The organism is Rhodoglobus sp. GW821-FHT12B09, assembly GCF_058809925.1.
The window spans coordinates 249984-264335 of record NZ_JBXATB010000004.1; the positions used below are offsets into that span (position 1 = coordinate 249984).

The 14352-nt window shown below is 70.0% G+C and carries 13 protein-coding genes; 10 read left to right on the top strand and 3 right to left on the bottom strand.

Translation table 11 applies throughout. The features are described from left to right. Positions 1-5: 5 nt before the first annotated feature. The 7 genes from AC1RTC_RS10625 to AC1RTC_RS10655 all read left to right on the top strand — a co-directional run bounded on the left by AC1RTC_RS10625 (position 6) and on the right by AC1RTC_RS10655 (position 7491). Positions 6-1949: a primary-amine oxidase gene (locus tag AC1RTC_RS10625; RefSeq protein ID WP_493155500.1), complete on the top strand. Its 1944-nt coding sequence runs from the start codon at positions 6-8 to the stop codon at positions 1947-1949. 84 nt (positions 1950-2033) lie between these two features. Then, positions 2034-3044: an SIS domain-containing protein gene (locus tag AC1RTC_RS10630; RefSeq protein WP_493155501.1), complete on the top strand. Its 1011-nt coding sequence runs from the start codon at positions 2034-2036 to the stop codon at positions 3042-3044. Beyond that, the gene (locus tag AC1RTC_RS10635; RefSeq protein WP_493155502.1) at positions 3041-3952 is read left to right on the top strand and encodes a BadF/BadG/BcrA/BcrD ATPase family protein; all 912 of its coding nucleotides are present in this window, start codon (positions 3041-3043) and stop codon (positions 3950-3952) included. Before AC1RTC_RS10630 ends, AC1RTC_RS10635 begins: the two co-directional genes overlap by 4 nt. A gap of 2 nt (positions 3953-3954) precedes the next feature. Beyond that, positions 3955-5331, top strand: coding sequence for an NAD-dependent succinate-semialdehyde dehydrogenase (locus tag AC1RTC_RS10640; RefSeq protein WP_493155503.1), 1377 nt, complete (start codon positions 3955-3957; stop codon positions 5329-5331). After that, a complete protein-coding gene (locus tag AC1RTC_RS10645) occupies positions 5319-5738 on the top strand; it encodes a hypothetical protein (RefSeq protein WP_493155504.1) in 420 nt (139 codons plus the stop codon). The genes AC1RTC_RS10640 and AC1RTC_RS10645 overlap by 13 nt, the downstream gene beginning before the upstream one ends. 8 nt (positions 5739-5746) lie before the next feature. After that, the gene (locus AC1RTC_RS10650) at positions 5747-6739 is read left to right on the top strand and encodes an enoyl-CoA hydratase/isomerase family protein (RefSeq protein ID WP_493155505.1); all 993 of its coding nucleotides are present in this window, start codon (positions 5747-5749) and stop codon (positions 6737-6739) included. Beyond that, positions 6727-7491, top strand: a complete 765-nt coding sequence (locus AC1RTC_RS10655; protein ID WP_493155506.1) for an enoyl-CoA hydratase — start codon at positions 6727-6729, stop codon at positions 7489-7491. Before AC1RTC_RS10650 ends, AC1RTC_RS10655 begins: the two co-directional genes overlap by 13 nt. 131 nt (positions 7492-7622) lie before the next feature. Here the strand turns inward: AC1RTC_RS10655 and AC1RTC_RS10660 are convergent, their stop codons facing one another. From AC1RTC_RS10660 to AC1RTC_RS10670, 3 genes are all read right to left on the bottom strand, one after another. After that, a complete protein-coding gene (locus tag AC1RTC_RS10660; RefSeq protein ID WP_493155507.1) occupies positions 7623-8576 on the bottom strand; it encodes a hypothetical protein in 954 nt (317 codons plus the stop codon). A 231-nt stretch (positions 8577-8807) separates the two neighbouring features. Continuing rightward, positions 8808-9071 carry a hypothetical protein gene (locus tag AC1RTC_RS10665; protein WP_493155508.1) on the bottom strand — a complete coding sequence of 88 codons (264 nt, stop codon included), beginning with the start codon at positions 9069-9071 and terminating at the stop codon, positions 8808-8810. A 56-nt stretch (positions 9072-9127) separates the two neighbouring features. Further along, positions 9128-10660, bottom strand: coding sequence for an amino acid permease (locus AC1RTC_RS10670; protein WP_493155509.1), 1533 nt, complete (start codon positions 10658-10660; stop codon positions 9128-9130). A gap of 191 nt (positions 10661-10851) precedes the next feature. Between AC1RTC_RS10670 and AC1RTC_RS10675 the strand changes: the two genes are divergently transcribed. From AC1RTC_RS10675 to AC1RTC_RS10685, 3 genes are read left to right on the top strand one after another with little or no spacing between them, the layout of a single operon-like run. Further along, positions 10852-12213: a glutamine synthetase family protein gene (locus AC1RTC_RS10675; RefSeq protein WP_493155510.1), complete on the top strand. Its 1362-nt coding sequence runs from the start codon at positions 10852-10854 to the stop codon at positions 12211-12213. Next, positions 12194-12925, top strand: coding sequence for a gamma-glutamyl-gamma-aminobutyrate hydrolase family protein (locus AC1RTC_RS10680; RefSeq protein WP_493155511.1), 732 nt, complete (start codon positions 12194-12196; stop codon positions 12923-12925). Before AC1RTC_RS10675 ends, AC1RTC_RS10680 begins: the two co-directional genes overlap by 20 nt. Next, positions 12918-14279 (top strand): aldehyde dehydrogenase family protein, encoded by a 1362-nt coding sequence (locus tag AC1RTC_RS10685; protein ID WP_493155512.1) that lies wholly within the window; start codon positions 12918-12920, stop codon positions 14277-14279. Before AC1RTC_RS10680 ends, AC1RTC_RS10685 begins: the two co-directional genes overlap by 8 nt. Positions 14280-14352: the final 73 nt, after the last annotated feature.

The window sequence follows — 14352 nt, forward strand, 5'->3', positions numbered from 1 at the left end:
ATCCCATGCCGATCAGCGCTTCCCTCGCAACGCTCACCGCCGACGAGATCACCGCCAACCGCGCCATCCTCGAGGCCGCGGGCCTCGCCGGGCCCGACGTGCACTTCTCCTATGTGGGCCTCGTCGAGCCGGACAAGCGGCTGCTGCTGACGGCGGGCGGCGCCGACCGCCGCGTGCGCAGCATGCTCGTCGACATGGCGACGAACGACTCGTGGGACGTCGTCGTCTCGATCGCCGAGGACCGCGTGGTCAGCACCCGCAAGCTCGACCACGCGGTCGACGGACAGGTGCCGGTGGTGATCGACGAGTTCCACGTCGTGGAGGTCATCAAGGAGAACGCCGACTGGCAGGCGGCCATGGCCAAGCGCGGCCTGACCGACTTCGACAAGCTCGTCATCAACCCGCTCTCCGCCGGGGTGCTGAGCGTCGCCGAGACCGGCCGCCGCATCCAGCGCTGCTTCACCTTCGTCATGGACTCCCCGGACGACCTCGGCTGGGCCCACCCCGTCGACGGCGTGACCGTCATGTTCGACGTGGTGACGAAGGAGGTGCTCGAGGTCGTCGACTACGTCGAGCTGCCGGTTCCCCTCGAGAGCGGCAACTTCCACCTCGAGACCTGGCGCGGGCCCGACCGCGAGGGCGTCAAGCCGATCGAGATCACCCAGCCCCAGGGGCCGAGCTTCACGATCGGCGAGGACGGCACGCTCTCCTGGCTGGGCTGGAACCTGCAGGTCGGGTTCGACCAGCGGGAGGGGCTCGTCTTCCACAACATCACCATCGACGACGAGGGCACGGCGCGGCCGGTCATCTACCGGGCATCCATCGCGGAGATGATGGTGCCGTACGGCGACCCGAGCCCCCAGCGCTGGTTCCAGAACTTCTTCGACTGCGGCGAGTACCTGCTCGGCGGCTACGCGAACTCGCTCGAGCTCGGGTGCGACTGCGTCGGGGACATCACGTACCTCGACGCGGTGGTCGCGGGCAACGACGGCCACGCGCACGTCATCCCGCAGGCGATCTGCATCCACGAGGAGGACACGGGCATCCTCTGGAAGCACACCGACAACTGGAACGGCTCCAGCATCTCCCGCCGCAACCGCCGCCTCGTCGTGAGCTTCTTCGTCACGGTGGGCAATTACGACTACGGCTTCTACTGGTACTTCGGCCTCGACGGCACCATCGAGTTCGAGGTCAAGGCGACCGGCGTGGTGTTCACGTCGGCCTACCCCGGGGCCGGCTACAAGTACGCGAGCGAGCTCGCCCCCGGCCTCGGCGCCCCGTACCACCAGCACCTGTTCAGCGCGCGCCTCGACATGATGGTCGACGGCCTGGGCAACTCGGTCGACGAGCTCGAGGCGGCCCTCGTGCCGCGCGGGCCGGAGAACCCGACGGGCACCGGCTTCACCCAGCTGGTGACGAGGCTGAAGAGCGAGCGGGATGCCCAGCGCCTCGCCGACAACGCGAGGGGCCGCGCGTGGCTCGTCACGAATCCGTCGGTGCAGAACCGCCTGGGCAACGACGTCGGGTGGGTGCTGCTCCCCGAGGGCAAGCCCGTGCTGCTGGCCGACTCCGACTCCGACATCCACAAGCGCGCGACGTTCTCGACGAAGCACCTGTGGGTCACCGAGTACGAGCCGACCGAGCTGTACCCGGCCGGCGACTTCGTGAACCTGCACCCGGGCGGTGCGGGACTGCCGGCCTGGACGGCCGCGAACCGGAACGTCGACGACAACGACATCGTGCTGTGGCACACCTTCGGGCTCACGCACTTCCCCCGGGTGGAGGACTGGCCGATCATGCCCGTGGACACCTGTGGTTTCGTCCTGAAGCCGCACGGCTTCTTCGGCCGCAACCCCGCGATGGACATCCCGGAGTCCTCCAGCGACCACTGCGCGCCCGGCGGCCACGACCACGGTGACCACAACGGCCACGACCACCATGAACATTAGACATACCTGTTGATACATCTATAGACCAAAGCTAGGCTGTGGTTCGGCTTGGACTACAGCACCTGAACGGGAACGGCGGAACATATGCGCGGCTACATCACCTTCGCGAGCGCGAGGGCGACGCAGGCTGAGGCCCTCGAGGCGGCCATCGCCTCCATCGCGGACGACGTGCGCGGCCAGCAGGCCGGGGGCGCCTTCAGCGGTCCGGGGCCCATCTTCGTGGGCATCGGCGCGAGCCTCGCCGCGGCGTGCGCGCCGGTGTGGACGCTGCGCGAGCGCGGCATCCACGCCTGGCGCCTCGGCTCGGGAGACTTCCCGCTGCCGTTCCCGAGCGACGTGCACCCCATCATCGGCATCTCGCAGAGCGGCAAGAGCACGGAGACCATCGCGGTGCTCGACTCGATCGACCCCGCGCTGCGCTACGCCGTCGTCAACAGCGACCCCTCGCCGATGTCCGACCTGAGCGACCACGTCCTCTCCCTCGGCAACATCCCCGACAGCTACGCGTCAACCATCGGGTACACCGCGACGATCGTCGGGCTCGGGATGATCGCCGACGCGTGGGGCGGCGGCGAGGTCGACCTCGGCTGGAGCACGCTGCCCGAACTCTTCCGCTGGACCGAGGAGACCGTGGGCGCCCGCGCCACCGAGCTCGCGACGACGTTCGACGGCGTCACGACCGCCGACTTCGTCGGCGCCGGCCCCTCCGTCGGCTCCGCCGAGGCAGGGGCACTGCTGTTCCGCGAGGTCGCGCGCATCCACGCCGCCGGCATGAGCACGCGCCAGTACCTCCACGGCTCGATGGAGTCCGCGGGCGACGGCGTGCACGTGCTCTTCGGCGACGACCGCGAGCTCGAGGTCGCCGCCACGCTCAGCGCGGCGGGGCACCGCGTCATCCTGATCTCCGGGCAGACCGTGGCCGAGGGCCCGAACCTGCAGACGGTGAAGCTGCCGCAGGTCGCGCCCTCGCAGCGCGCGATCCTCGAGGCCCTCGTGATGCAGATCCTCGTGGGCGAGGTGGCGCACCGCCACAACGTCGAGATCGAGGAGTTCGTGTTCCACAACTCGGACACCAAGGTCGAGGCGCCGCAGTGACCCTGCCCGGCACCGCGGGCCAGGTGCTGGTCGGGCTCGACGTCGGCGGGACCAAGACCGCCGTCATCGTCGAGACCGTGTCCGGCCGGGAGCTCGTCGACACCGTCGTTCCCTCGGACGGCTGGGACGCGGAGCCGCTCGAGCACGGCGTCGCCTGGATCGAGCGCTGCATCGCCGCCGTGGTACCGTCCGGGTACGAGATCGTCGCGGTCGGCATCGGCGCGCAGGGGCTGGACAGCAACGAGATCTCCCACGAGTTCGCGGCCGCGGTGGCGTATCCCGCGGTCGCGGTCAACGACGCGGCCCTGCTGCCGGCAGCGGCCGGGCTCGAGGAGGGGCTCGGCCTCATCGCGGGCACCGGCTCGATCGGCGTCGGCCGCGACGCGGGCGGCAGCTATGTGATCACCGGCGGCTGGGGCTGGGTGATCGGCGACGAGGCAGGGGCCGCGGGCATCGTGCGCGAGGCCGCCAGGGCCGCGCTCTGGGCGCACGACTCCTCGCTTCCCGACGACGGACTCCTGCGGGCGCTCTGCGACGCGTTCGGCGTGGCGGACGCCGAGCGGCTCGCCCGCGCCGTCAACGACGAGCCGACCATGGACAACTGGGGCCCGCGCGCCCCGGCCGTGTTCGCCGCTGCCGACGCGGGCTCGGCGCTCGCGGCATCCGTCATCGACGCCGCCGCAGGCAACCTCGTCGCGCTCGTCGGCCAGCTCGTCGCCCGCGGCGCCGTCGGCTCGACTGTCGTCGCCGCCGGCAGCGTCATCGTCGGCCAGCCGCGCCTGTTCGACGGGCTCGTGCGCGGTCTCGCCGCCGCGCAGCCGCAGTTGGACGCCGTACTGCTCACCGATCCACCCGTCGTGGGAGCCCTCGCTCTCGCGCGCCGCCTGTATGAAACGAAGGAGTTCTGATCATGGCGATCGCTACCGTCAACCCCACCACCGGAGAGGTCGAGAAGACCTTCGAGCCGCACACCGCGGCCCAGGTCGAGGCGATCCTCGACGCGGCCGACAAGGCCAACGCCCTCATGCGCGTGACCACGTTCGCGCAGCGCGCCGCCTGGATGCACAGGGCCGCGGACCTCATGGACGCCGAGCTCGAGACCGTCGCAGCTCTCGCCTCGACCGAGATGGGCAAGACCATCGGCACGGCCAAGTACGAGGTGACGAAGTCGGCGAACGGCATGCGGCACTACGCCGACCACGCCGAGGAGTACCTCGCCGACGAGTCGCCCGTGCCGGCCGGGGCGGTCGGCGCCTCCGCGGCCCGCGTGGTGTTCCAGCCCATCGGCACGGTCCTCGCCGTCATGCCGTGGAACTACCCGTTCTGGCAGGTCATCCGCTTCGCCGCGCCCGCGCTCATGGCGGGCAACACCGGCCTGCTCAAGCACGCGTCGAGCGTGCCGCAGGTCGCGCTGTACCTGGGGGAGCTGTTCGAGCGCGCGGGCTTCCCGAAGGGCGCGTTCCAGACCCTGCTCGTCGAGGGCGCCGCGGCCTCGAAGCTCATCGACGACCGCCGCATCCGCGCTGTCACCCTGACCGGGTCCGTGGGCGCGGGCTCGGCGGTCGCCGAGGCTGCGGGCCGCAACATCAAGAAGAGCGTGCTGGAGCTGGGCGGCACCGACGTCTTCGTCGTCATGCCCTCGGCCGACATCGCCCGCGCGGCGGAGTTCGGCGCCAACTCCCGCACGCAGAACTCGGGCCAGAGCTGCATCTGCGCCAAGCGGTTCTACATCCACGAGGACGTCTACGACGCGTGGTTCGAGGCTTTCACCGCGCGCATGGCGGCCATGGTGCCCGGCGACCCCTTCTCGGCCGAGACGTCGTTCGGCCCGATGGCGACGCCGTCCGTGCGGGCGGAGGCGCACGAGCTGGTGGAGGACGCGATCGCCAAGGGCGTCACCGTGCACACCGGCGGCGTCCTCCCCGACGGCCCCGGCTTCTTCTACCCGGCGACCGTGCTCACGGATGTCACGCCCGAGATGCGCATCTACCGCGAGGAGTGCTTCGGACCGGTCGCGTGCGTGTACAAGGTCTCGTCGGTCGAGGAGGCCATCGCTCTCTCCAACGACTCGGACTTCGGCCTCGCCGCCTCCGTCTGGTCCGCCGACCAGGCCGAGATCGACGCGCTGCAGCTGGGCCTCGAGTTCGGCGCGGTGTTCGCGAACGGCAACACCGCCTCGTTCTTCGGGCTGCCGTTCGGCGGCGTGAAGGACTCCGGCTACGGGCGCGAGCTCGGCCAGTTCGGCATCCGGGAGTTCGTGAACGCGAAGACGGTGTGGACGGCGTAGGCAGGCACCTCCGCCGGGAGGCCCCGCTGCACGTCCTCATGCTGGGCGTGATGGCGGCTGCCATGGCCTCCCACTCCGCGTTCGCGTCGATCGCGGGCGCGGCACTGCTCGTGGTGGTGTCAGTGCCGTGCGCCGCCCTCTCGCGCACCCGGGAGTTCTTCCGGGCGCACGTGCTCGACCTGTGGGCGATGGCCCTCGCCCTCGTCGCCTTCCTGCCGTGGGGCGGCAGCGGCCACCACGTGGTCGCGCTCCAGTCGGGGTGGGCGTTCGCCGCGATCGTCGCCGCGTGGGCGGGGGCGCGGGTGTGGCTCGGGATGCACGGCGCCGGCGCAGCGCGGGCCGCTGCCGCGGCATCCGGAGCACTGACCGCTGTCGGCCTGGCGGCGATGGCCGTGCTCTGTAGTTAACTGGGCGGGTGGAAGACGCCGAGGTCCTGTTCTCCGTGCGGGGCGCGGTCGGGCACATCGTGCTCAACCGGCCGCGCGCCATCAACGCGCTCACACAGGGAATGGTGACGGCGATCTCCGCACGGCTCGAGCTCTGGGCCGCGGACGACACGGTGCACTCCGTGGTGCTGACGGGCGCGGGGGAGCGCGGCCTGTGCGCCGGCGGCGACATCGTCGCGATGTACCGGGATGCCACGGCCGGCGACGGCTCCGCGGCCGAGAAGTTCTGGCGCGACGAGTACGCGATGGACGCCCTCATCGCCCGGTACCCCAAGCCCTTCGTCGCGATCATGGACGGCGTGACCCTCGGCGGCGGTGTCGGAATCTCGGCGCACGCCTCGCACCGCGTCGTGACGGAGCGGTCGAGGGTCGGGATGCCCGAGACGACGATCGGCTACGTGCCCGACGTGGGCGGGCTCTGGCTGCTCGCGCGCGCCCCCGGCGAGCTCGGCACCTACCTGGCGCTGTCCGGCGAGTCCGTCGGACCGGGCGACGCGATCGCCCTCGGCCTCGCTGACTACTTCGTGCCGTCGTCCCAGCTGGTTGAGCTTGTCGACGCGCGGTCGGTGGAGGCCCTCGCCGAGACCCCGCCCGCCCCCGTGCTCCTCGCCGAGCGCGCGTGGATCGACGAGGCCTTCGCGGGCGACGACCTGTCCGTCATCCTGGCGCGCCTCGAGGGCCGCCCGATCGCCGACGCGCTCGCCGCGAAGTCGCCCACCGCGCTCGTCGTGACGCTCGCCGCCCTTCGGCGCGCGAAGTCCCTGCCGACGCTCGAGGACGGGCTCGCCCAAGACCTCCGGGTGTCGCTGCGGAACCTCGCCTCGCCGGACTTCGCGGAGGGCATCCGGGCGCAGGTCGTCGACAAGGACAGGAACCCGCGGTGGAACCCCGCCCGGGTCGAGGATGTGACCGGCACGGAGTCGTTCTTCGCGCCGTTGGAGAGGGAACTGTGGACACCATAACCGTCGAGACGCGCGGGCGCGTCGGCATCATCACGCTCGACCGGCCGGAGGCGCTGAACGCTCTCAACGCGCGGCTCATGGCGGAGGTCATGGAGGCCGCGGCGGCCTTCGACTCCTCGCGCGACATCGGGTGCATCGTCATCACCGGCTCGCCGAGGGCCTTCGCCGCGGGCGCCGACATCAAGGAGATGGCCGACCTGCGGTACCAGCAGGTGTACCTCGACGGGCTGCTCGGCGGCTGGGAGCACTTCGCGGCGCTGCGCACGCCCGTGATCGCCGCGGTCTCCGGCTACGCGCTCGGCGGCGGGTGCGAGCTGGCGATGATGTGCGACTTCATCATCGCGGCGGACACGGCGAAGTTCGGCCAGCCCGAGATCAACCTCGGGGTCATCCCGGGCCTCGGCGGAAGCCAGCGGCTCACCCGCGCGATCGGCAAGGCCAAGGCGATGGAGATGATCCTGACGGGAAGGACGATGGATGCCCCCGAAGCCCTTGCGGCCGGGCTCGTCGCCCGCGTGGTGCCGGCGGACGGGCTGCTCGATGACGCGCTCGACACGGCCGAGCTCATCGCGTCGAAGTCGCTCGCCGCGGTGTACGCCGCGAAGGAGGCCGTGAACGTCGCCTTCGAGTCCACGCTCGCCGAGGGACTGCGCTTCGAGAGGCGCTCCTTCGGCGCCCTCTTCGCGCTCGACGACCGTGCCGAGGGCATGTCCGCCTTCATCGAGAAGCGCGAGCCGCGGTTCAACGCGTAGCTGGTTGAGTAGGCCGCCCGCGGCCGTATCGAAACCGCCCGCCCGCCCAACCCCGCCCCGCCCCACCTCGCCCGGCCCCCACCCATGCGGAGGTTTTGACACCATGCGCCCGCCGAAACCTCCGCATGGAGTCAAAGCCACCGCGTCGATCGACGCGGGACGATCCCGTGCTCCGCGAGCCGGGCAGCGAGAGCGCGTCGATCGCGCGCCACCGACCAGTCCCAGCGCACGACACCGTTGACGACACGGCGGAGTCTGTCCTCTCGCCGCTTCTCGGCGATGAGCACCTCTTCGGCCGTGAGCCCCCTGGCATACCGCCGAGCGTCGCCGTACTTCGAGTCGCCATCGAACTCGCCCACGATCCCCCGGTCGCGCCAGAAGAAGTCCCCGTCCCCGATCCAGCCCGCGGCGTCGTAGAACGACACCTGCAACTCCGGAATGTCCACGCCGAGAGCGAGCATCTGCACGCGGCTCAACGATTCGCCGGCAGATCCGGATCGGCCGTCGGCGAACTGCACGGCGTGCGCGGCTCTCGCGAAGCCCGGGACCTTGCCGAGTTGATCGAGCTCGTCCACGATCTCGTGCTTTCCGGGAACCGCAAGCCCGTGCCGGTACTCCGTCTCGTCGTGCTGCCGCAGTCCGTCATCGAGCATGGCGACCGCGCGCGCGAACCGCCGGTGGGTGGCCATCTCGGCAAGAGTGCGCGCCAGCGACGAGACCCGGACGCCCTCGATCGAGGTGGCGCGCGGGTCGAGCCCCACCCCGTGGCGTGTGAAGAGGGCGGTTGATCGACCGCCCGACTCCCTCGGAGCGGACACGTGCGCAAGGTTCGGCCACGGTCCGAGGCTCGGAAGCCGCCACATCGCGGCGGCGGAATCGTGCGAGAACTGGACGTGGGGATGCAACTGAGCGAGGGCGATCATGCGGAGCCGGAACGCGGCGTCCCGGTCAAGGGCGGCGAGGTCCGCAGTTCGCGCGTAGGCTCCGGGCGCGATGCGGGTGACGATGCCGCGCGCGTACCAGTGACGAAGTTGGCGGTCCATGCCGAGGGCGGCGAGTTCGCGGCTGTACAGGATTTCGAGCATCCCGAGATCGTCGCCGACCGCGGTCGCGCCCGTCGGCAGTTCCCCCTGGTGGGTGCATCGTGGAGACCGCGGAGTCCACGGGAGGAGTAGTGCCCCCACGCCCATGCGGAGGTCTCGACTCCATGCGGAGGTATCGGCGGGCGCATGGAGTCGAAACCTCCGCGCGGGCGACGGGGTGGCCCCCGCAACTCTCGGCGCGCGCGGGCGAGGCGAGCTCCGGGATGCCCCGCGCTACAGCCCGCGGGCGAGCGCCTCTACGGCGTTCTTCGCCTCCTTGAGGCTCACGTTGGTGTGCTCGCGGTAGAGCTTGATCGCCTCGATGAGCTTGCCCTGGTTGAGCGCGTCGACGACGTCGGGGTAGGCGCCGGTGGAGGAGAGCATCCCGGCCGTCTCCAACTGGCCGAGGCCGGCGCGGCGGTAGAGCACGCCGACCAGGTCGTCCAGTCGGCGCACCTGGCGCTCGAGCTCGTCGATGCGCTCGCTGTCTGTGGGCATGGAAAGGGCCTCCGTCCGTGGTCTCTCGACGCTACCGGACGGAGGCCCCGCTCTCGCTACTTCTTGTCGAAGACCTCGGACTCCATGGCGTCGTAGCCCTCCTTCTGCGGGTCGCCGTGCAGTCCGCCGCTCAGGGCGTACTCCTCCTCGGGCGAGAGCACGAGGTGGTGGCGGCGCCAGATGGCGAAGCCGGCCAGGATGACCACGTAGACGATCGCGATGGCGATGATCGCGGGCTGGAACGTCGGGTTGATGAGGAACCCGACGAACACGAGCGCCGCGATGATCAGGGCGACCCATGCACCGGGGAGGCCCCACGGGCTCTTGTAGGGGCGCTCGGCATTCGGGAACTTGCGGCGCAGGATGATGAACGAGACCATCTGCAGCCCGTAGGCGAGCACCGCGCCCCAGACCGCGATGTTCAGGATGATCGCGCCGGCGACGGCACCCACCCCTTCGACGTTGGCGAGGAGGTCGAGCACGATCAGCGCAATGAAGCCGAGGACGGCGCCCACCACGAGGGCGACCCACGGCGTCTGGCGCTTGCCCGTGAGCGAGAAGAACTTCGGGTAGTAGCCGGCGCGGCTGAGCGAGTACATGTTGCGGCCGTAGGCGAACATGATGCCCTGGAGGGATGCGAGCAGTCCGATGAGCGCGAAGAGTGCGAGCACCGCGGCCGCCTGGTCGCCGACGATCGCGCGGAAGCCGTCGAGCAGTGGCTCGCCCGCCGTCCCGGTGGCCTCGGCCCCGATCACGCCCGTGTTGAGGACGAGCACCAGGATGCCCGTGACGATGAGCGTGCCACGGGCGATGAACCCGGCGCGCGGGATGTCCCGCGTGGGGTTGACCGACTCCTCCGCCGCGAGCGGCAGCTCCTCGATGCCGAGGAAGAACCACATGGCGAACGGCAGCGCGAACAGGATCGGGATGACGCCGTGCGGAAGGAACGCGGTCTGGCCGGGGTCGGGCACGATGTTGAACAGCGACGCCGGGTCGAACTTGCCCGAGAAGAGCGCCATCGCCGAGAACACCAGCAGGATCGCGATCGAGATGATCGAGACGACGATGGCGAACTTGAAGGAGATGTTCGCGCCGGCGCTGTTGAGCGCGATGAACACGATGTAGAGCACGGCGTACCAGATCCACATCTTGCCGGTCAGGTCGAAGCCGAGCAGCTCGGTGGTGATCCCGTTCGCGTAGCTGGCGGAGAAGAAGACGATCACCGCGGTGGTCGCGACGTACTCGATGGTCTCCGCGAGACCCGTGACGAGCCCGCCCCACGGCCCCATTGCCGAGCGGGAGAAGGAGTAGGCGCCGCCGGTGTGCGGCATGGCGGCGGCCATCTCCCCGATGGAGAAGATGAGGCCGTAGTACATCGCGACGAGGATGATGAAGGCGATGGTCATACCGCCGAAGCCGGCGAAGTCGATGCCGAAGTTCCAGCCGGAGAAGTCGCCGGAGATGACGGCGGCGACGGCGAGGCCCCAGAGGCCCCACACGCCTGCGCTGCGCTTCAGCTTGCGCTTCTCGAAGTAGTCGGCTCCGGCGGTCGTGTACTTGACGCCGGAGACCTTGCGGGTCTCTGCCATGTCCGGTCCTTTCCAAAACTGAATCGGGTGCGGGATCCACGGCAGACCGCGGCGTCCACGCTTTCCTGAGAGCTTGGCGTCTATTGGTACCCGATGTCTACCTTTGGATGTAAACAGCGCGTTACGTTGGGCACATCGGGCGGGCATCCGCTGTGGTGTAATGGTCGGAACTCACTCGAAGTGGAGCACAGGTGGCAACAGGCAATCTCACGGTCGAGGCACTCTCGGAGCTTGTGGCGGCGAAGGAGATCGACACCGTCATCATCGCGTTCACCGACATGCAGGGCCGCCTCGTCGGCAAGCGGGCGTCGGCCCGGCTCTTCCTCGAGGAGCTCGCGGAGCACGGCGCCGAGTGCTGCAACTACCTGCTCGCCGTCGACGTCGAGATGAACACCGTCGACGGCTACGCCATCTCCAGCTGGGAGCGCGGCTACGGCGACATGGCCATGATCCCCGACCTCGACACCCTCCGCCTCGCGCCCTGGCTCCCGGGCACCGCGATCGTCACCGCCGACCTCACCTGGCTCGACGAGACCCCCGTGAACCCCGACCCGCGCCAGGTGCTCAAGCGCCAGCTGAAGCGGCTCGAGGAGCGCGGCCTCAGCGCGTTCGTCGGCACCGAGCTCGAGTTCATCGTGTTCGACGACAGCTACCGCGAGGCGTGGAAGCGCAAGTACGAGGGCCTCACCCCTGCGAGCGACTACAACATCGACTACGCGCTCATGGCATCCACCCGCATGGAGCCGTTGCTGCGCGACATCCGCAACTCCATGGACGGCGCGGGCATGTACTGCGAGGGCGTCAAGGGCGAGTGCAACCTCGGCCAGCAGGAGATCGCCTTCCGCTACATGGACGCGCTCGCCACGTGCGACAACCACTCGATCTACAAGAACGGGGCGAAGGAGATCGCGGATGCCCACGGCAAGTCGCTCACGTTCATGGCCAAGTTCAACGAGCGTGAGGGCAACAGCTGCCACATCCACCTCTCCGTCGTGGGCGAGGGCGGCGAGCCCGTCATGGCCGACAAGAGCGGGCAGTACGGATTCTCGAAGCTCATGGAGCACTGGATCGCCGGCCAGCTGGCGACCCTCCGTGAGTTGACGCTGTTCTTCGCCCCCAACATCAACTCCTACAAGCGCTACGTCGAGGGCAGCTTCGCGCCCACCGCCGTCGCGTGGGGCCTCGACAACCGCACCTGCGCGCTGCGCGTCGTGGGCCACGGCCGCTCGCTCCGGGTGGAGAACCGCGTGCCCGGCGGCGACGTGAACCAGTACCTCGCGGTCGCCGCGCTCATCGCCGGCGGCCTCTACGGCATCGAGCACGAGCTCGAGCTGGAGCCGATCTTCGAGGGCAACGCCTACACGTCGGATGCGCCGCGGGTGCCGTCGAGCCTGCGGGAGGCGACCGAGCTCTTCGCGGGATCCGAGATCGCGGTCGAGGCGTTCGGCGAGGACGTCGTAGCGCACTACCTGAACAACGCGCGCGTCGAGCAGTCCGCGTACGACGCGGCAATCACAGACTGGGAGAGGGTTCGTGGCTTCGAGCGCTTCTGAACGACGGCCGATCATCGGCCTCACCACCTATCTCGAGCAGGCCCAGACCGGGGTGTGGGACGTGCCGGCGGCGTTCCTCCCGAAGGTCTACTTCGAGGCCGTCACGAAGGCGGGCGGCATCGCCGTCCTCCTGCCGCCCCAGCCGGTCGACGCGCAGATCGCGTCGCGCGTGCTCGACGGCCTCGACGGCCTCATCATCACGGGCGGCAAGGACGTCGACCCCGCCCGCTACGGCCAGCCCGCCCACCCCGAGACCGACGAGCCCCGGCGCGACCGCGACGCCTGGGAGGACGCCCTGCTCACCGCCGCGATCGAGCGCGAGCTGCCGTTCCTCGGCATCTGCCGCGGCGCCCAGATGCTCAACGTCGCCCTGGGCGGCACGCTGCACCAGCACCTGCCCGAGATCGTCGGGTCCACGCGCTACGGCCTCGGGCACGGCGAGTTCGCGCAGAACGAGGTGACGGTCGAGGGCTCGAAGCTCGCCTCCCTCATCGGCGAGACGGTCGTCGGCAAGTCGTACCACCACCAGGCCATCGACCAGGTCGCGGAGGGGCTCGTCGTGACGGCGCGCTCCGACGACGGCACCATCCAGGCCGTTGAACTGCCGAGCGTGCCGTTCGGCGTCGCTGTGCAGTGGCACCCCGAGCAGGACGCCGAGGACATCCGGCTGTTCGCAGGGCTCGTCGACGCAGCGAAGGAATACCGTGGCTAGCACCCTCCTCATCAACCCGGCCACCGAGGCCGAGATCCGCACGGTCGAGCACACCACGCTCGAGGGCGTCGACGACGCCGTGGCCAGGGCCGTCGTCGCACAGCGGGCCTGGGCGGCGCTGGCGCCTGCAGCACGCGCAGGTGCGCTGCGCGACTTCGCGACGGCCGTTGGCGGCGCGATCGAGGAGCTCGCGCTTCTCGAGGTCGTCAACTCCGGGCATCCCCTCGGGCAGGCCCGCTGGGAGGCCGGCCACGTGCGCGACGTGCTCAACTACTATGCGGCGGCGCCCGAGCGGATGATCGGCAAGCAGATCCCGGTCGCGGGCGGGCTGGACGTCACCTTCCTCGAGCCGCTCGGCGTCGTCGGCATCATCGTGCCGTGGAACTTCCCGATGACCATCGCCAGCTGGGGCTTCGCGCCGGCGCTCGCGGCGGGCAACGCGGTAGTGCTGAAGCCCGCCGAGTGGACGCCCCTCACCGCGATCCGCCTCGGTGAGCTCGCGCTCGAGGCCGGGCTGCCCGACGGCCTGTTCCAGGTGCTGCCGGGCAAGGGCTCGGTCGTGGGGGAGCGCTTCGTGACCCACGAGAGCGTCCGCAAGATCGTCTTCACCGGCTCGACCGAGGTCGGCAAGCAGGTGATGGCGGGATGCTCGGCGCAGGTCAAGGCCGTGACACTCGAGCTCGGCGGCAAGAGCGCCAACGTGGTGTTCGCCGACTCCGACCTCGAGAAGGCCGCGGCGACGGCGCCGTACGCGGTGTTCGAGAACGCCGGGCAGGACTGCTGCGCGCGCTCCCGCATCCTCGTCGAGCGCAGTGTCTTCGACAGGTTCCTCGAGCTGCTCGAGCCCGCGGTGAAGGGTGTCGTCGTCGGCGATCCGACCGACGAGAAGACGGAGATGGGCCCGCTCGTCTCGAAGGCGCACTTCGACTCGGTGACGGCCTACCAGCCGGACGACGCGGACGTCGCGTTCCGCGGCAGCGCGCCGACCGGGCCGGGCTACTGGTTCGCGCCGACCGTGATCACTCCGGCGTCCCGCACCGACCGCCGCGTCACGGAGGAGATCTTCGGGCCGGTCGTGAGCGTGCTCCCGTTCGGCGACGAGGCGGACGCGATCGCCCTGGCCAACGACAGTGTCTACGGGCTGAGCGGCTCGATCTGGACGCGCGACGTCGGCCGTGCCATCCGGGTCGCCCGCGGTGTGGAGAGCGGCAACCTCTCCGTCAACTCGCACTCGAGCGTGCGCTACTCGACGCCGTTCGGCGGGTTCAAGCAGAGCGGGCTCGGGCGCGAGCTCGGGCCGGACGCGGCGGCCGCCTTCACCGAGACCAAGAACGTCTTCATATCCACTGATTGAGAGAAAGCGGGTTGAGTAGCGCGCCAGCGCGTATCGAAACCAATCTCGATACGGTCCTGGCGGGCCTGCTCGA